This is a genomic window from Desulforegulaceae bacterium, from assembly GCA_034006035.1.
Classification (GTDB): Bacteria; Desulfobacterota; Desulfobacteria; order Desulfobacterales; family JACKCP01; genus JACKCP01.
This window is the reverse complement of record JAVETN010000003.1, coordinates 218,578-238,906: the sequence shown is the minus strand read 5'-3', so window position 1 is coordinate 238,906 and position 20,329 is coordinate 218,578. Positions and strand designations below refer to the sequence as shown.

The following is a 20,329-nucleotide window of genomic DNA, read 5'->3' as shown; positions in this document are numbered from 1 at the left end:
TTAGTGTGAAGATAGTGAAAATTCAACTTGGTAAATAATACAAAAAAACTAGTTCGTATGCAAACTAAATTTTTAAATAATTGATATTGTATTCTTTTAATAATTTTGATAGCGATTCCCAAGTGAAAAGTGTCAAGTAAAGGTTAAAGTAAATTTTGGATTTAAAAATCTATCTAAAAAACAAAAACACTTGTTTTTTTTCACAGCTTTCAATGTTATTGTAAAAAGTTAAAAAAATGTTTTGCCTTTTTATTGTATCCTGATAGTTTGTATACAAACATTAAATTTGGAATTGGACGGAAACTATCTTTTAAAATATATAAACTTAAGCTTTAACCCCTTCAAAGCTTTTAAAAAATCAGTTTTCGCTTATCCGCAAAATATCAACCTTAAGGTTTAAGGAAAGGACAAAATGGATTTCACTCTTTCACCAATCAACAAAATGGTCATAAAGGCAGGAAAAGATTTTTGTGAACGCAGAGTTCCAGAAATTGATGCATATATGGCCGAACACGGAGATTATCCTCCCGACCTTCTTGAAAGATTTGCAAAAGCAAGCATGCTTGGTTTCGATGTTCCCAAAGAATATGGCGGACTTGAAACCACCAACCTGAACCTGATTCTACTTATTGAAGAATTTGGTAAAACAGGTTCCACATGCTTTCTGCCCCTTCTTATGAACAATAGTGTTGCAGAAACAATTTGTCACTGGGGCAGTGAAGAATTGAAAAAAAGAGTTGTTCCACCTCTTTGTGATGGTTCTGCCTGGGCAACCATGGCTTTTACAGAGCCAGACACCGGTTCTGACCCTAAAATGCTTACAACTACTGCAAAACCTGATGGAGACGACTTTATCATAAATGGATGCAAACGCTTTATCAGTATGGCAAACAAGCCTGGATACGGTGTTTTTATTTGCAAAGACCTTTCTCTTGCAGGACAGCCCCATGACTCAACAGCATTTATCATCGACAAAAATTCACCTGGAATAAGCTGCTCAGGACATTATGAACTTACAGGTCTTGACGGTGCTGATACCTGCGATATTTATTTCAACGACGTAAGGGTTCCCAAAGAAAATATTCTTGGTAAGCCCGGAGAGGGATTCAACGTTCTTCTAAGATGGATTTCAGGAGAAAGAATTCAGCAGGCAGCAGGAATGGTAGGCGTTGGTCAAAGAGCATTTGAAGAATCAAAAAAGTATTCCCTTCAAAGAATTGTAAACGGAATGCCAATGGGATATATGCAGGGCTTTTACTGGATGCTTGGAGAAATGAAAGTTAAGGTCGATGCGTGCAGACTTATGGTTTACAATGCTGTTACAAGACAGGATGCAGGCAAAAACTTTGATACTGTTTCCGCTGAAGTAAAAATCTTTACAACACCTCTTATTCAAGAAGTTACAAGAATGGGCGTTCAGTTCCACGGCTCATACGGATACTCCAAAGAATATTTGATTGAAAAGCTTTTCAGGATTGCAATGCACCAAGGTGTGGTTGCCTCCAGTCTTGAAATCAACAAAACAATAGTTGGTATGACAGCTCTTATGACCAAATAATTTAACCAGGCTAAAATTTTCACCGGCATTTGCCAGTGAACCGAGATATACGGACAAGAGGAAATAAAATGAAAATTATTGTAACTATCAAACAGGTCCCAAACGTTACAAAAGTAAAATGGGATGCGGACGGCTCTCTTATAAGAGCAGGCCTTCCAACTATAATAAACCCTGTGGACAAACATGCCCTGGAAGCAGCTCTTCAGCTTAAAGAAAAGCATGGCGGAGAAATTATTGTTATTTCCATGGGTCCAGGACAGGTTAAAAGTGCTTTAAGAGAAGCACTTTGCATGGGAGCAGACGAAGTAATCCAGCTTACAGACAGAAAATTTGCTGGTGCCGATACCTGGGCAACTTCATACGCCCTTGGATGTGCCATTCAGAAAATAGGCGATTATGACCTTATAATTTCAGGTGTTGAAGCAATGGATGGAAACACAGCCCAGGTTGGACCACAATTAGCTGAATATCTTAAACTTCCCCTTCTTTCCTATGCTCTTGGAATAGAGTCAGACGGAAAAACAATTCAAATTCAGCAAAAACTTGGTGATGTTGAACGTAAAATTGAAGCAGACCTTCCTGCCCTTATAACAGTTGAAAAAGAAATCAACGATTACAGGGTAACACCAATGGATAAAATTCTTGAAGCCTTTGAAAAAGAAATTCCTGTATGGGAAGCAGCCGATGTTGACGCTGACCTGGTTCATCTTGGTCTTAAGGGATCACCTACAAAACTTAGAAAGGTGTTTTCTCCAAAGATTGAAAAAGGAAAGGTTCAGATGCTTGAAGGAACCCCTGAAGAAATAGCCCGCCAGGTGGCTGACAAACTTAACGAGAAATTTCTTATATAAAAGGTGAAATAAATGGCTACAAAAGCTAATATCGAAGAACATAAAAATGTTTGGGTATTTGCCGAGCAAAATAACGGCAAACTTGCCAAAGTCTCCCTGGAAATGCTCGGCGAGGGAAAAAAGCTTGCAAACAAGCTGGGTGTTGAACTCATTGCCTTTCTTATAGGAGACAATGTAAAAACTTCTGCAGAAACTCTTATTGCATACGGAGCAGATAAAGTTTATCTGGCTGAAGATCCAGAGCTTAAAGATTACCGCACAGAGCTTTACACAGACATAATCTGCAACAAGGCAAATGAGGAAAAACCTGAAATTCTTATTATAGGTGCTTCTGCAATAGGAAGAGATCTTACCCCAAGAGTTTCATTCAGACTGAACACAGGCTGTACTGCTGACTGCACAGAACTTGATATAGATGAAGAAAAACGTCTTCTTATTTCCACAAGACCTGCTTTTGGCGGAAACGTTATGGCAACAATCATCTGCCCTGACCACAGACCCCAGATGTCCACAGTAAGACCCGGGGTTATGGCTGTTCCAGAAGCTGATGCTTCAAGAAAAGGCGAAATTATAAATATTCCTGTTGAAATAAAAGCAGACCAGATCAAAGTCAGAATTCTTGAAAGCATTGAAAAAGAACATGAAGGCGACAAAATTGAAGATGCTGCAAAAGTTATAGGAATGGGTATTGGTGCAAGTGATCCTGAAAGCGTTGAATACATCAAGGAACTTGCAAAACTTCTTGATGCTAAAATAGGCGGTTCAAGACCATGTGTTGAAAAACATTTAATCGACCATGAAGTTCAGGTTGGTCAGACCGGTAAAAATATCCGCCCAGAGCTTTATATTCCATGCGGAATCAGTGGTACTGTTCAGCACACCACAGGTATTACAAACGCAAAATACACAATTGCAATTAACAAAGATCCAAACGCTGAAATATTCAAGTTTGCAAATCTTGGGATTGCTGGTGATGCAAAAGTAATTCTTCCTGCAATAATCAAAGAAATTCAAAAATACAAAGCTTAAAAATTTAAAGCCGGGTTTTTTTAATCCGGCTTTTTTTCATTAATATTATGATAAATACTTTTCAACCTGATTTGAGGGTTTTCAATTTCTCCACATCTTTTGTATTAAATTAAATAGTGTATAAACAACTATAACCTGACACAATTTTTCATGGGTAAACTTTAAAATAAAACAAGCTCAGATTTAAATAAAAAACTACCTCTGTGTAAAACAAAGAACTTTTAACAATTGTTCCCAAATGATAATTACCTAAAAAAAATTAAGCAAAGCAAATAATCTTACACTCAAATTAATTTTTCAAAATGAAAGAGTCATCAGCAAATCATTTTTTGAAACCGTATCCCCTTTTTTAAAGAAAATATTTTGAACAACCCCTTTTTTTTGAGATAAAATAGGATTTTCCATTTTCATTGCCTCAATTACAATAAGAGGATCTCCGGGTTTTACCTCCTCATTCTCCTGTTTTTCAATACTAAATACAGTTCCGGGCATTGGAGCCAAAATATTGCAAATTTCATGACCTTCCAATATTTTATCTTTTTTTTCAGGCCCACTTTTTTCAACTTCTTTGACTGGTTCTTTTTTTATTTCCTGCTTTCTTTTTTGCTCTTGTTCAATTGTTTCAACTTCTTTATCTTGCTCAACAAATGCCTTAGTTTGGGGCTTTGGTACTTCAGCTTCTTTTTTATATATCACAGGGTTAAAAAATTCATCATCAATATCTACTTCAACTTCATAAAGATTGTTATTTATAAACACATTGAATTTTTGCAGATTTGAAGTTTTTTCAGGATACTTGTCCAAATCATATTTTTTATTTTTTATATCCGGCAAAATAAGCTCAATAATTTTTTCAGAGCTTAAATTTATCCCATTTTCAAAAAAATTAATTTCTTCTGAAAAAACGCAATCAAATTTTTTAATACTGCGGATTTTTTTTAGGGGTTTGGGAAAGTTTTTTACAACAATTTCTGGAAGTCTGCCATTTACATCAAGACAATGGGCCTTTACCTGATCTGAAACAATTTTATACGAATTAACATCATCATCAAAAATAAGATTGTTTACAGCCTGAGTAACAACCATTGAATCAAAAGGATTAACAAAAGGAAATGAGCCAAGGTCTTTTTTTATCTGATTTACCAAATCCAAAGCTTCTTTTTTTTTATCTTCAAAACCCAGTTCCTTTAATTCATCTTCCAAACTATTTTTTACTGATTTTGTAACTTTATAATAAACAAGCTCGGGATCAGAAAAAGGCAGCAAAGAATCGCCTGAATACCTGTTTTTTTCATGAACCAGCTTATCCATTGTATTTTTTATATCAATGAGGCTTTCAGTTTTTATGTTAAATTTTTTCCATTTTTTTTCAAACATTGACCAAAAAAACTCAGGAAAAGAATAATCCATTGGAGAGGCAAACGAAGACAAGGCTGTTTCCACTGAATAGGCTCCTGATTCAAAAGCATTAAAACTTGAAATAGAGGCTAATCCTCCATTGTTTTTTGCTGAAAAATGAACAGGAATTTTAACTTTTTTCTTAACCCTTTTAACAATTTCAAAAACTTTATCAGGATGAACAAAACCTTCAGAATCTTCAATACAAAGACTTGAAGCACCATTTTTTTGAAAATCCAATGCTTTATTCAAAAGATCCTTTATATCTTTTTCCAAAAAATCATCTTGAATTAAAAGACAACCCCTTAGTTCAGCTTTTGATTTTTCAATTTGATTGATTGCACAATCCATATTTGAAAAAAGATTTAAAGGATCATAAAGTTTAAATATGTCTATACCGCAGTCACAGGATTTTTTTATAAACTCTTCAATTATATAATTTGAGCATCTGTTTTTCCCTGTAAGATGAATTCCTGAAATTTTCATCATTGAAGGAGTTTTTTTAAGATATTTTTTTATCCGCTCAACTCTTTTAAAAGGATTTTCTCCTAAATATTTAATAACAGGGTAAAAAGTTTCAGGCCCGCTGATTTCCAGTGAATCAAACCCCACTTCATCAAAAAAAGGAATTGTACCCAATATATCATCTGTTTTGAATGGCTTTCCCGAATAAGGGTTGATGCACCCTGAAAGAGAAACATCTGTAAGCCTTAGAAAATTAGTCTTTATAAATTCCAATTGAATCTCCATTAAATAAATATTTTCTGTTTTTGCAGGACAGAACTCTCATTTGCATAAGCTGTCTTTTTTTCATCAAAAGCCTTCGCCCGCTTTTTTTCCAGAGATTTTTTTCCTTTAAAGGCACTGTTTTTGGCTTAAAGAATTTTTTGGGTAAAGATATTTTAAATATCCTCAGATATTCCATTACAGCCGCTATTGCCGCAGCTTTTTCTTCATTTTCCATAATTTATTATCCTTAAAGAGGAATGTTTCCGTGTTTTTTAAACGGCCTTGTCTCTTTTTTAGTCATAAGAATATTCAAGCTTTTAACTAGTTTCTCCCTTGTTTCAGAAGGAAAAATAACATCATCAACATAACCCCTTGATGCTGCAATATATGGATTTGAAAACAGCTCCTGATATTCCTTTATTTTTTTCTGTCTTTCTTCTTCAGGATTTTCAGAAGCTTTTATTGATTTCCTGTGAATGATTTCTGCTGCTCCTGCTGCTCCCATTACAGCAATTTCAGCTCCTGGCCATGCAAAAACAAGATCAGCTCCAAGATGTTTGGAACTCATTGCAATATAAGCTCCCCCGTAATTTTTTCTTGTTATAAGAAGAAGTTTTGGAACAGTTGCTTCTGAATAACTCCAGAGCATTTTTGCCCCGTGTCTTATTATCCCACCCCATTCCTGACCTGTGCCTGGAAGAAATCCGGGAACATCTGCAATAGTAATTATAGGAAAATTAAAACAATCACAAAATCTTATAAATCTGGCAGCTTTGTCAGAAGAATCTATATCAAGGCATCCTGCAAGATAAAGAGGCTGATTTGCTATTATTCCAACAGGTTTTCCATCAAGTCTTGCAAAACAGGTTATTATATTCGGACCAAAAAATTCATGGGGTTCAAAAAACTCATGGTTATCAAATATGCTTTTTATTATCTCCTTCATATCATAAGGGGCATTGGGTTTTTCAGGGATAAAACTGTCAAGCATCATTGCTTTTTTTGGATCAAAATATCTTTTTCCACTTAGAGGAGGATCTTCCATATTATTGGAAGGAAGGTAGGACAAAAGTTCTTTTATTTTTTCTATTGCATCTTCATCACTTTCACATCCAAAATGAGAAACTCCACTTTTTGTACAATGTGCATCTGCTCCACCCAGGGTTTCAAAGTCAGTTTCCTCACCTGTAACTGACTTTACAACATCTGGCCCTGTTATAAACATATAGCTTGTTTTTTTAACCATAAACACAAAGTCTGTCATTGCCGGAGAATAAACTGCCCCTCCTGCTGTTGGCCCCATAATTGCCGAAATCTGAGGTATTACTCCTGAAGCTGCACTGTTTCTAAAAAAAATCTCTCCAAAACCGGCAAGAGAATCTATTCCCTCCTGAATTCTTGCCCCACCTGAATCATTAAAACCTACAAAGGGAACCCCTGATTTCAAAGCAAGATCCATAATCTTACATATTTTTTTTGAATGAACTTCTCCAAGACTTCCTGCCATTGAAGTAAAATCCTGGGCATAGGCAAAAACAGGACGGCCATTTACAAGACCGTGGCCTGTTACTACTCCGTCTCCTGAAATTTTTATATTTTCCATTCCAAAGTTAGTGGATCTATGGGAAGCGAACCTGTCTGTTTCTTCAAAAGTGTCCTTATCAAAAAAAAGAGCCAGTCTTTGTCTTGCATTGAGCTTGCCTTTTGACTTTTGAGATTCAAGAGCTTTTTTTCCTCCCATTTGAAGAGAAATTTTTCTTTTTTCCCTTAAAGTCTCCATTGGATCTGTATTCATTTATTTACCTTTAAATTTAATTTTTTATTCTTTAAGAACTTATCTTACAAAACTCCACAAAACCCCTGCCGCTATTGCAGAACCTATGACTCCTGCAATATTCGGAGCCATTGCATGCATAAGGAGAAAATTTGAAGGATCTTCTTTTTGACCCATAACCTGAACAACCCTTGCAGAATCGGGAACTGCTGAAACACCGGCAGCTCCTATAAGGGGATTTATCTTGCTTTTAAGAAAAAGATTCATAATTTTAGCAAAAATTACTCCACAGGCTGTAGCAAAGGCAAATGAGCAGGCTCCAAGTATAAAAATACCTATGGATTCAGATGTAAGAAAAACATCTGCCTGGGTACTTGCACCAACTGTAATCCCTAAAAGAATGGTAACTGTATCAATAATTGTTGTTCTTGCAGCATTGGCAAGTCTTTCAGTAACAACAGCCTCCCTAAGAAGATTACCGAAAAAAAGCATTCCAAGAAGGGGAAGGGAGGCTGGGGCTGTAAAACAGCAAAGAATAAAACCTGCAACAGGAAAAATCAATTTTTCCCTTTTTGAAACTTCTCTTGGCTCTTCCATTTTTATAAGCCTTTCTTTCTTTGTTGTAAGAAGTTTCATTATGGGAGGTTGAATTACAGGAACAAGCGCCATATAAGAATAGGCTGCAATTGCAATGGGCCCTATAAGCCTTGGAGCAAGTTTTGCTGTTAAAAAAATAGCAGTAGGCCCGTCTGCACCGCCTATGATACCTATGGATGCAGCTTCTTCTATCCCGAATCCTAAACTTAATGCAACTGCAAAAGTTATAAATATTCCTGTCTGGGCAGCAGCTCCTAAAAGCATGAGAACCGGTCTTGCAAGCATGGTTGAAAAATCTGTTAAAGCTCCAATTCCCATAAATACAAGGGAAGGATAAACTCCTGATGTTACACCCATATAAAGATAGCTAAGCACACTCCCCTCTTCATAAATCCCCAATCCGAATCCTTTAAAAATAGGGATATTTCCCATGATGATTCCAAACCCTATGGGAACAAGAAGAAGAGGTTCATAGTGTTTTACTACGCCAAGCCAGATAAATAAAATTCCTGCACCAATCATTATCAAGTGACCCGGACTAACAAGAGCAAAACCTGTATTATTGAAAAACTGTAAAAAAAGTTCTCCCATTATTTCCTCATTTTTTATGATGATTTTTCCAGCTTATGATTTACCAGAACTGATAAAAGCCGGAAGTTTAGTGCGCCGGGCTAAAAACCCGGCTGTTGTTTTATTTTAAAAGGTTTTAAAGTAAAACTTCACAAAGTCTTTGATTCCAGCGAAATTTTTTAGAATCATCACTTATTATAAAATTTGCTTTTAAAAGCTCTTCTACAATAAAGTTGGGAGGAGGTGAATTCAGCCCTCGTTTTTCAGCATTCCTGATAAGATCTGATAGATGAAAAGGCTCACCAGTAAGTACTGTTATTGTTTTCAATTTTATGGCATATTCTTTAAGCCCTGAAGAAATTTTAAACTTCTTTTTCAACCCTTCACCAAAAAATTTAGAAATCTGACTTTTTTTAGTCTTTATAAATTTAAATGACCTGGAATTTAAGGCAATCACTTTATGAAGAAGTGATATAACAAATGAAAGACCTGCTAAAGATCCAAACACAATAAGAATTCCTGTACCTGCAAAACTCCATCCATTCAGTTCAGATATAATTTCCAAATTAAACATCTTTATTTCCCTTCAGTTGTTCTTTTATGCTGAAATTTTAATTTTACTGACGACCATATAATCTTTTTCTACCTTAGCCAGTTTTACCATTTTAAAGTTTTTAACTTCCATATAAAGTTTCCCGCTTTCGTCTGTTAGAATAAGATTAAAGCTTATTGTTTCTTTGTCTGAAGATACCTTGGTTGTTATGCACAAATACTCTTTTTCCCTTTCAACAGGAGCTATAAATCTAAATCTTTCCACAGCAGAAGGAAGAACCAGATTGTTTGAAGATAAAAATTCAAAAACTCCTCCTGTCTGAAACATTGAATCAATTAAAACAGGGTCTGTATAAAACTTTGGAAAAGACTGTCCCTTAAAAAATTCCCTGGGTTCATTATGAGAAACCCTTGTAATAAGAGTGTTGTCTTTAAAAGAAACAATTTCTTTAATTGTTTTAAATGAGCCCTCCATAAAAAGACGTTTTGGATGATAAAGAAGTTCCTCTGTTTTTTCACTTGATTTAACAGGCGAAAACTCTGGAAGTTCAATGATTTCTTCATGATAGTCAGACTCTGCAAAATGGAAAAGACCTTTATAATGCAGCTTCTTATCTCCACGGACAACCTTGCTTTCAAATCTAGAAGAAATTCTGCACTCAATTAAATCACTTTCCCCTCCAGAAGAAACTGCTTCTATTTCAATTTTTTTAGGGCGTTTCTTTAAAATTTTTATTCCATAGGGAATTTCAAAATCTGTTATGGAAGAAAGTCTTTTTCTACTGTTTTTTACTGAATAATAAGCAGCTTCTGCCATTGCTTCTATTCCTGTAGCTCCCAGGAAAACAGGAATGCCCTCAAGTTGATGATCCATTAAAAAAAGATCTCTTTTTAAATCAAGAACTCTTGAAAACACTATTTTGTCATCACTTTCCTCTTCTATTGAATCAAGGAAAGGAGAAATACTTTTTTCCCCGCTAATAAGACAGTCTTTATCGAACTCTTTGTCCAATCCTGTGAAAACTGCTTCAAAAGTTTTCCTGTCTTTTAATTCGTCCATGAAAAAATCAACACCTTGATCCAGAGGTAAAAAGGTAAGCCCTCTTGACTCGAGTACTTTTAATACTGTTTCGTTTGTTGCCATTCCTGCACCTTTCCACGCAGTCCAGGCAATTACCTTGTAAATTTTTTCCTTATTTTTGATTTTCTGCTCATTTAAAATTCTTCCGAGCATATCATTTGCACCTGTATAATCTGCCTGCCCCTGATTTCCAAATCTTGCAGTAACTGAAGAAAATCCTATAAAGAATTGGTATTTTTTATCATCAAAGGCTTTTAAAAGGTTTTTTGCACCTTTAACTTTAGTATCAAAAACCCTGTTAAATGATGAAAGTTCCTTTTTTTCAATTATCTGGCTTTCCTCAAGGCCTGCAGCATGGATAATACCCTGAATATTATCATATTCTAAGGCAACTTTTCTCACTGATTCATAATCTGTAACATCAGATGAATGGTAGCTGACCTTTATTCCCAAAGACTTTAAATATTCTATGTTTTCAAGGCTTTCTCTTAAGCCCAAAATTTTTTTAGCCATATTTTTTATTTCAAGAGGCTTTTTATTTTCCATTTCTTTTTTAAGGATGGCTATAAGCATAGATTCATCAAGGGCAGTATTTTTAAACCTTTCCTCAAGAGAGTAAATATCACTTCTTCCAAGGATTATAATTTCAGGCTTTATTTCATGGGCAACCTGTTTAAGGATTTCAAAGGTTATTCCCCTTGCACCTCCTGAAACTACAACTTTGTCATTTTTATTTATAAAAAAGCTCCCTTTTTCAGGAACAGATTCTTTCATTATAAGTTTGTACAATAAACCGTCGCTGACTCCTGTTTCAACAAATCTGTCTTTGGATAAAAGTCTTTCAATATATTGATCTCCTATTTCCTTAAGACTTTGGCCTGGTTTTTCAATATTAAAATCAACTATTTTTACAATTGCCTGCTCAAATTCCTTTCCAATGGTTTTTGCAATTCCTGAAATACCTGAAAAAGCCGGATAAATTTTTCCTCTGCAATTTGAAGAATAGGGAAATACAACTGAACTAAATGAAATTGAAGATACAAGAAAATCTGTATTTTTCATATTTTGGGAAAGTTTTTTTGAAATTATGAAAAACGATTTTACATCTTCTTCACAATCATCATGGTCTTTCTCAGAAAAATAACCATTTAAAACAGAAAGGTGAATAAATCCGTTTATATCCTTCTCTTTGGAAATTTTATCCATCAAAGACTCAAGCTCATCATGATTTGCAAAATTTACGCAATAGTCATTTGTTTTTGCCCTTCCAAGAGTAAGAGTAAAAATGCCTAGCTTTTCTAGCTTCTCAATAAAAATTTCTGAAAACCCGAAATCATCAGTTGTTACAAGAAAATTTTTCCCGGCAAATATATTTGATTCTTCTTTTTCAGTTTTAAATTCTGAAACAGAAACTGAATATCTTTTTACAGAAGAAACTGATTTTTCCTCAACCTCAGAAACTGAATCAATTTCTGATTTTATCTTTGTTTCAAAATTTCCCCTCAGGTATAAAGCAAGTTTGCTTATTGTGTTAAGCTCCCTTAATTTTAAATCTTCAGGAACTTCTATCCCAAGCTCTGATGAAATTTTACCAAAGATTTCAACTTGTTTTACTGTATCAATCCCAAGGTCAGCTTCAAGATCAAAGTCTGAATCAAGCATATCTTTGCTATAGCCGGTCTGAACTGAAATGATTTGTTTAATTTTATCTTCATAATCATTGGAAAAATCTTTTATCTCTTCTTCTGATTCAAAAGAGGCTTCTTCAGCTTTTAGTTTAATCTCTGAATTAGTCTTCAGGTAGGAGGAAAGCTTGCTTATTGTGTTAAGCTCCCTTAGTTTTAAATCTTCAGGAACTTCTATTCCAAGCTCTGATGAAATTTTACCAAAAATTTCCACTTGTTTTACTGTATCAATCCCAAGGTCAGCTTCAAGATCAAAGTCTGAATTAAGCATATCTTTGCTATAACCGGTCTGAACTGAAATTATTTGTTTAATTTTATCTTCATAATCACTGGAAAAATCTTTTGTTTCTTCTTCTGATTCAAAAGAGGCTTCTTCAGCTTTTAGTTTAATTTCTGAATTAGTCTTCAGGTAGGAGGAAAGCTTGCTTATTGTGTTAAGCTCCCTTAGTTTTAAATCTTCAGGAACTTCTATTCCAAGCTCTGATGAAATTTTACCAAAAATTTCCACTTGTTTTACTGTATCAATCCCAAGGTCAGCTTCAAGATCAAAGTCTGAATTAAGCATATCTTTGCTGTAACCTGTTTGATCAGAAATTGTTTTTTTTATTTTTCTTTCCAGAGAAAAATTGCCGCTTTTTAGCTTTGTATCTTTTTTCTCTTCTTTTAATTGTTCTTTTTCTTCAATTTTTAAAGATTCAATACATAGGGTTGAATTTATAATTTCAGGTTGAGGATTTTTCAGTCCTGAAATAGATTCAAGCCATTTTTCATACACAGGATTGCTTTTTATAGCTGCCTCATCAATTTTCTTAATAAACAAAAAGGCAAAGTGAGAACCAAATCCTGCAGAAAAATGCAGTCCATATTCAAAATTTCCCTCATTTTCATCCTTCAGCCTTAAATCAGAAAATTCAAAAGGGATTTTTTCTAAATTTGCTATTGGAGGAACTTTTCCTGCCTGGAGACATTTTACAAGAACCGCATCTTCTATCCCTGCTCCAAGAGTATGGCCTGTATATCCTTTTGTATTGGTTATCTTGATCTTTGAAGCACTATCTTTAAAACACAGACGCAAAGCTTTTATTTCTGCATCTGCACTTCCTCCCTTTGCAGGAGTGTAAGTTTCATGGGACATAAAAATAGTTTTTTGAGCAATTTCATTTATATCAAGACCATGCCTTTTTCTTACCATATCCATGAAAAGACTCATTTCATCGGCAAGGTGATCAACATCTATCCCTGTTGTATGGTATGCACTGTTCCCAAGCCTGGTTCCCAGTATTTCAGCCTGTCCTTTAAGGCCTCTTTTTTCTATGGTTGAAGATTTTTCAACAATAAGAGAAACAGCCCCGCTTCCTAAAATTGTACCATGTCTTTCTTCGTCAAAAGGTTTTGCAGCCTCTTTTACAACATTTTTAACACTTGCTGCACCAAGAGAAAGAAAGCCTGAGCCTACCCATTGATTAAGCTCTGGAGAAGTTGCTGATTCTCCTCCGATTATAATAACTCTGTCGCATCTTCCATTCCTTATCCAGTCTTCTGCCACTGAACATGCCTGAGTTGTGGAAGCACAAGCTCCGTTTAAATTAAGATTTGGTCCCTTTGCTTTGATATGTTGAGCAAAATGTGCTGAGCCAAGGGGAGTTATATTAAATAAAAGGTTTTTATCAAATTCGTATTCAGATGAATTTTTCCTTTTTTTTCTTAATTTGAAAAACCAGTCTGTAACCATATCTTTAGACTCTTTGGATTTAAGATTTTCCATAAGATGATAATAAATATTTTCCATTTCCTCATATGGTTTTAAATAAAATTTATCATAATAATAGGACTTCATCTCCCTTGCAAATTTTTCCATTCCCTGAAAAAGGGAAGTCATTATAACTCCAGTTGAAGCCTGCATTTCAAGGGGAAGCTCAAACTTTTCAACGAGAGAAAGCCTGGTTGATTTTTTATTTTTTATTTTAACCAGTGGAATTTTTGCATCCTTCAGGGCTTCAATTCCAGCTGCAAAAGCCACAGAAATGGAGATATCATAATCATAATCAACCCCATAATCCTTGAGATCAAAGTATCCCAGCTTTCCTGCAAGATGGATCACATCACTGATATCTTTAATTTTTTTAATTTCAACGCTTCCAGTAGGAGATTTTGTTATTCTTGATATTTTTTTATCTGTAAAACTTAATTTTTCTTCATCTGAAAGTTGATCAATAAAATTTTGGCCTGAAATAAGTTTTGAAAAATTGTCATCATTAAAAACTTTTCCTGACTTTCCAGGAAGGCCTATGGCTACTCCTGCTATGGCAATCGGATCTGTATAAAAATTAAAGCTCTCAATCTTTTTAAGTTTTTTATCATGTTTTGCTTTTTCATATAGATCAAACAATACCTTATCTAATTCAGCCTTATTTTTTGAGATAAAAGTTTTAAAATCTTTATCATATTCAAATTTCTCATCAGTTTTTTCCCCGGGAAAAGAAATTTTATTTTTCTTAAGTTCCTGAATAGATAAATTTATATTTTCAAGGCTTTCATTTTCTTTTACCTCGGATTCCACAGATAAATAAGAATTATAAAGATCAAGCTCCATATGTTTTAAAAGACCTGAAAGAATTTTTCCTGTTCCTGTTTCAATAAAACTTCTTACTCCAAGCTTCATTGCTGTTTTTATTGATTTAACAAACTGAATAGGTGAAATTATCTGATTTACAAGAAGGTATTTTGCTTCTTTTTCATCCTCAGGATAAGGTTCTCCAGTAAGGTTTGAAATGATTTTCGGCAATGATGATTTGTTAAATTTTACATTCTTTAAATATTCTTCCAGTTTTTCAGCAGCTTCTAAAAGAACAGGCGTATGAAAAGCTCCTGTAAGATCCAGCTTTTTGTAAAACACCCCTTTTTTGGAAAGAAAAGAACAAAAAGCTTCAATTTTTTCACTAAAACCTGAAACCCCTGTTTGTTTAAGGCTATTTATATTTGAAATATATATCCCTTGGATTCCTGATTCTTCTATTATTTCTGATGTTTCTTCACTATTTTTAAATACAATTACAATTTTTCCGGGATATTTTTCGTCAGCTTCTTTCATAAGCCTGGATCTTTTTAAAAGAAGCTTCATTGAATCTTCAAAACCAAGGGCTCCTGAAGCATAAAGAGCTGAATATTCGCCTATGCTGTGCCCTATGAAATACTCAGGATAAAATCTTTTTGACTTCATGTATTCAAAAATAGCAGAACTTGCCATAAAAACAGCAGGCTGGGTATTTTCAGTGGAATTAAGACCTGGCTTTCTGCCAAACATTATATCAATAAGAGAATAACCCCTTTCCTTTTTAAAAATTTCTTCACCAAAATCCATTTGGTCTTTGATTATTTTTTCTTTTTCATATAAAGACTTCATCATTCCCGGATATTGGGAACCCTGCCCACATAAAAGCACTGCCGTATTTTCCAAGACTTCAGGCTGGTTTATTCTTATTGGTTCTTCTGCTTTTTGGCTTTTCTTTACTGATTTTTTCAAAATTTCAGGCTGATTTATTGTTATAGCCTCTTTTCTTTTTTCTGTTCTTTTTACAGACTTTAAAAGCCTTGAAGGAAGGGAACTTATTATTGCATGCCCGTGGTTTGCACCAAATCCAAAAATATTTGCTGCTGTGTGAAACTGCAGATTTTCATCTAGAACAACAGAATCAACTGATGGTTTTAGATACGAATCTTTTTTAATTATGGAATTTTCTTTGTCATAATTTCTGTTTGGAAGGATCATCCTGTTTTTTGCCTGCAAAATAAGCCTTGCAAAAACAACTGCGGGATTTGCTCCTTTAAAATATCCAAGCTCGGGTTTGGTATTGCCAAAGAAAAGATCGTGTTCAAAAATGCTTTCAACCCCCTGCTTTTCAATCTGATCCATCATAAGGCTTGAAAAGCCGAACACATCCATATAAGAAATATTCTTTTTAAAAACACTTGAGTCGGCATAGCATTTGTCTGCTGTTTTTTTTATGAGTTCCTGGGAAGGAGAATAAAAATTATTTGAAGGTTTTGAAGCAATTTTCATGGATGATATTTCGGCAAGAACGGGAAGACCTTTTTCCATGGCCTTTTCATAGGTAGTCATTACCATGACAACTCCTGCTTCACTCAAGTTTACTCCTTTTGATCTTTTATCAAAAACTTTAGTATCTTCAGAAGATAAAAGCCCAAGCCTCTTGAATACCATCATGATTCCGGGATAAAAATTTGTATCAACACCTCCGGTAAGAACTGCATCATTATCGCCTGAAAGTATTGACTTCATAGCAATATCCATTGCTATTGCAGATGATGCACAGGCAGCATCAACAATAAAATTGGCCCCGCAGCATCCAAAGTAATTTGCAACTCTGCCGCTTATTATATTTGAAAGAAGCCCGGGAGTTGAATCTTCGCAGTTTTCATGAAATCTGTCTCTTAAAGCAGCTCCTAACTCAGTTTTTATTTTTTCCCTGACTTTTCCATCAATATCTTTTGTCTCACCAATTATTTTTTCAATAAGAACTGTTCTTGAACGGATAATATTTTCAACATGTTTTGATCCGCTTATGGCTCCTAAAATCACCCCTGTTTTGTTTCCCGGGGCAAACAAAAGATCTTTTTTGTCTCCACAGGCTTCTTCCACTGCCTGGCTTGCAGCATCAAGAGCAAAAAGCTGGGATCTGTCTATTGACTTAAGAGTGTTTGGAGGAATTTTATATTTAATACTGTCAAATTTATAATCCTCAACAATTCCAGCCTTTACAAGAGGAAGGGAGAATTCCTTATCTGCCTTTGAATAATAATCATTATGAAAAATAGTTTCAGGAATATTTTTAAAATCCTTTTTACCAGACAATAATTTTTCAAAAAACTGCTCCTGATTATCAGCACCCGGAGCAATTATTCCAAGCCCTGAAATAACAATTCTCTTGCTGTCAGGATTTATGGCTGAACCAGTAAAAAAGTTTCTATCCAAAGATTTATAGCTTTCACTGTATTCCTCAAGAACCCCATGGTAATTTATCCCTCCAAACCCATATGAACTTACACCAGCTCTTCTTGGCCTGCCGTCCTTTGGTATCCACTCTTCAGGTTCGCTTATAATGTAAAGATCTGTACCGTCCAGGGAACATTTATCGGAAAGCCCTCTAAAATCAGCAAGAGGAGGAAGAACTTTATTGTTTATTGCAAGAACAGCTTTTATCAAACCCGCAGCCCCTGCTCCGCCTAAAAGATGACCTATCTGTGACTTAACTGAACTTATTCCTGTTTTTCCTGATTTGCCATAAACACTTGAAATAGTTTTTATTTCAGCTTCATCCCCTATTATTGTGGAAGTTCCGTGGGCTTCAATAAAATCTATATCTTCAGGTGTAAAAGATTTGTTTTTTTCAAAACATCTTTCAATTGCAAGAATCTGTCCTTTTTCATTTGGTGCTGCAACTGCCTTTCCTTTTCCATCAGATGATGCTCCAACAGACTTTAGGACTGCTAAAACCCTGTCCTTGTCCCTTATGGCATCTTTCATTCTTTTTAAAATTATAACTCCTGCACCTTCTCCTAAAACAAAACCTCCTGCCCTTTTATCAAAAGGAAATGAGCCTTCAGCTGAAAGAGCTCCCATTTTACAAAAGCCGATAAATGATTCGGGTGCAAGATTTGAACTGACCCCTCCTGCAATAACAAGATCTGTGCTATTTGATAAAAGTTCTTTTATTCCGCAGTCAATTGCTGCAAAAGAAGTTGCACAGGCTGCATCCACAACATAATTAGGACCTTGAGACCCAAGCCAGGCGGCAAGTCTTGAAGCTTCAATATTCAAAGTCATACTGTCAGGTGTTTCAAAACTATGTCCTTTTGAAAGAGATGTTTTAAGATTAACAAGAATTTTTTCTTTTTCTTCTTTAGAAAGATTTTTAAATTCATCTATTTGATCAAGGTGATATTCTAATTCAGGAAAATAATATTTAAGATTGAGATCATAACTTAGCTCATTTCCAAGACATGAGCCGATAATTACTGCAGCAGACTTTAAATTTTCACTGGTTTCCATTTTTATTTGGGAATTTTCAATTGCCTGACTACATGCTTCAAGAAGCATTTGCTGACTTCTTGAAATGGAATTTCCTGTTTTTTTGTCAAAACCAAACTTTTCTGGATAAAATTTAAAATTTTCAGCTGTTCCTGCAATTTTTGTATAAGCTTTATCAGGAGCTTTTCTGTCTTCAGCAAAGTAAAGACTTTTATCAACTCTGGAATCTGGAATTTCCCTGATTGAATATTTTCTGGAAACAATATTTTCCCAAAATTCCTCAATATTATCAGCATCAGGATAAACACACCCCATTCCAATTACTGCAATTTCATCGTTAAGCATTCTCTTTTCAGAAAATAAAACCTCAAGCCGGTCAAGATTTTCAAACAAATCTTTTTCACATCCCATGTAAATCCCATGGATGGATTTGATATCTTTGGCTTTTGAATGAAAAGCAACGCTTGAACCAACGCAATAGTTTCCCTTTTCATAACATTCTTCATCACAATATTGTTCAAAACAAACCTTGTTTTCCTCATGATCAAATACAAGCTTAACTCCCTTTGCAGCAACAAGAAGGGAGCCCATATTATCAACTTCAAATCCTTTTTTTCTTTCCTTTAAAGAAAGCTTTTCTTCAATTCTGGAATACTCATTTTCTATTATTTTTTCTAAAAAAGGTGTTTTAACCGCTCTTGCAGGAAGTCCTACTGTATTTCCCATGAGTACGGTTTTATAATGCTCTGATATTATTTCCTGATATTGCTGTTTAAGTGCTTTTGTTCTTACTATTTCCTTTGAAAAAAGATAAGGTGTTCCAAGCTGGATTGCTATGGTAGCCCCTTTTTCAGCAAGGACTGAAGATATTCCAGAAATAATTAATGAAGCTGTTTTTGTTCCTATCCCCCCTGCAAAAGTCACCATTATATTGGAAATATCCAACCCGTCTTTTTCCATTAAAAAACCAACTCCAAGCTCCCAGAGAACAAGGCTTGTAAGTTTTCCAATATGACCTCCGGCCTCGGTACCTTCAAAAATAAACCCTTTGCATCCGCTTGAAACAGCATTGTCAAGCATCCCAAGAGAAGGTGTATGAAGCCAGGTTTTTATCCCATTTGCCTCAAGCTCATTTATCTGAAAAGGGCTTCCGGCTGCAAAAAGTGCAAATTTCACTTTCTGTTTTTTTATCATCTCCATATGGGAGGAAACATTTCTATTTAAAGACTCTATCCCAATAAGTCCTGCCCCGAATACAGGAACTTCTTGATTTCCTTGGACAATTATTTCTTCTGCCTTTTCAACAGGCAGACTTCCAAGTGCAAAAAAAGGCAATCCTCCATTTTCATAAACTTCAGATGCAAACTCGATATTATCCGATATATTTGCCATGGGCCCTTGGATTATCGGATATCTGCAATTAGAAATTTTACAAAATTTTGAATTTTCTCTTATTGGATTATTATCTTCAATGGAGTTTAAAAGTTCTGAGGTCTTTTCAAATAAATAATTAACCACGTCCTTTAATTTTCTTGATTTTTTTACAAACTTTCTGGCAAATGTGCCGTCTTGACCAAGATAAAAAAGGCTCTGAACAGGATTTTCTATAGTTTCTGAAAGAAAAGTCACTGATTTTTTTATTTTTTCATAAAGAACTGTGCTGCTGCCTTCAATTTGATCACTGATTTTAAGGTCTTTTACAATTTTTGTTGCAAGCTTTGAAAAAAACCTGAATCTTTTGCCGCTACCATCTTCGATTATATCAGAATCAAATTCCTCAAGATTTTCTAAAAGGTTTTTAAAATTTTTTGAAACTGGAGCTTCGTCAGTCAAGTAAAGCTGACTGTCCAGAACAATCCCTGAAGCACCTCCGGAAAAAAGCCCTGCTGTTGTATAAAGCCCTGCACCACCGTGAATTATCACAGGGTAATCCGTATTTTCAAGGTACCATTGCATAAGAACAAAAGATGTATATTCAGATATTTTTCCACCTGCTTCTGCACCTTTGAGCACAAGTGCTTCTGCTCCTGTAGATTTTAATTCTTCACTGATTTGAATATCAGTTGTTTCAATCAGCTTTACTGTCTGAGAAGAGGGAAAGGAAAAATTTTTAAGCTCTGCTTTATCTAAATAGGAAACGATTACAGCTTCAAGATTTCTCAGCTTCTTTGTTTCTATCAGTTTAAAAAGCTCAGAATTTTCTGCAAAAATCCTGATCCCGTAAAGAATTTCTGAATTTTCAAGCTGGTCTATAAGATCCAGTGTAATTTCATTTTCAATAAATTCAGTATCAAAAACAGGAAGGCAACCGCTTTCAAACAATGCTTTAAAATACTTAATCTCTGGTGAGCCAAAGGGGTTATATGCCAGAACCGGCAAGCTGGAATTGAATATTTTCTTAATCATTAAATTATCTCCTGATGTTTTGTTTATTTTTCAAGTTTCAAGCTCTGACT

9 protein-coding genes are annotated in these 20,329 nt (G+C 34.8%); 3 read left to right on the top strand and 6 right to left on the bottom strand.

Annotated features, from left to right (window positions below):
* The first annotated feature begins 412 nt into the window (after window positions 1-412).
* From RBR53_04235 to RBR53_04225, 3 genes are all read left to right on the top strand, one after another.
* Window positions 413-1,558, top strand: a complete 1,146-nt coding sequence (locus tag RBR53_04235; GenBank protein MDY0131858.1) for an acyl-CoA dehydrogenase family protein — start codon at window positions 413-415, stop codon at window positions 1,556-1,558.
* A 68-nt stretch (window positions 1,559-1,626) separates the two neighbouring features.
* Window positions 1,627-2,409 carry an electron transfer flavoprotein subunit beta/FixA family protein gene (locus RBR53_04230; protein ID MDY0131857.1) on the top strand — a complete coding sequence of 261 codons (783 nt, stop codon included), beginning with the start codon at window positions 1,627-1,629 and terminating at the stop codon, window positions 2,407-2,409.
* A 12-nt stretch (window positions 2,410-2,421) separates the two neighbouring features.
* The gene (locus RBR53_04225; protein MDY0131856.1) at window positions 2,422-3,438 is read left to right on the top strand and encodes an electron transfer flavoprotein subunit alpha/FixB family protein; all 1,017 of its coding nucleotides are present in this window, start codon (window positions 2,422-2,424) and stop codon (window positions 3,436-3,438) included.
* 297 nt (window positions 3,439-3,735) lie between these two features.
* On the opposite strand, the gene RBR53_04220 is transcribed toward RBR53_04225, so the two are convergent.
* From RBR53_04220 to RBR53_04195, 6 genes are all read right to left on the bottom strand, one after another.
* A complete protein-coding gene (locus tag RBR53_04220; protein MDY0131855.1) occupies window positions 3,736-5,574 on the bottom strand; it encodes a biotin/lipoyl-containing protein in 1,839 nt (612 codons plus the stop codon).
* Window positions 5,555-5,800 carry a hypothetical protein gene (locus RBR53_04215; protein MDY0131854.1) on the bottom strand — a complete coding sequence of 82 codons (246 nt, stop codon included), beginning with the start codon at window positions 5,798-5,800 and terminating at the stop codon, window positions 5,555-5,557. Before RBR53_04215 ends, RBR53_04220 begins: the two co-directional genes overlap by 20 nt.
* A 12-nt stretch (window positions 5,801-5,812) precedes the next feature.
* Window positions 5,813-7,360: an acyl-CoA carboxylase subunit beta gene (locus RBR53_04210; GenBank protein MDY0131853.1), complete on the bottom strand. Its 1,548-nt coding sequence runs from the start codon at window positions 7,358-7,360 to the stop codon at window positions 5,813-5,815.
* A gap of 39 nt (window positions 7,361-7,399) precedes the next feature.
* Window positions 7,400-8,527, bottom strand: coding sequence for a sodium ion-translocating decarboxylase subunit beta (locus RBR53_04205; protein MDY0131852.1), 1,128 nt, complete (start codon window positions 8,525-8,527; stop codon window positions 7,400-7,402).
* 115 nt (window positions 8,528-8,642) lie between these two features.
* The gene (locus tag RBR53_04200; GenBank protein MDY0131851.1) at window positions 8,643-9,080 is read right to left on the bottom strand and encodes an OadG family protein; all 438 of its coding nucleotides are present in this window, start codon (window positions 9,078-9,080) and stop codon (window positions 8,643-8,645) included.
* 24 nt (window positions 9,081-9,104) lie between these two features.
* Window positions 9,105-20,279: a beta-ketoacyl synthase N-terminal-like domain-containing protein gene (locus RBR53_04195; GenBank protein MDY0131850.1), complete on the bottom strand. Its 11,175-nt coding sequence runs from the start codon at window positions 20,277-20,279 to the stop codon at window positions 9,105-9,107.
* Window positions 20,280-20,329 lie beyond the last annotated feature (50 nt).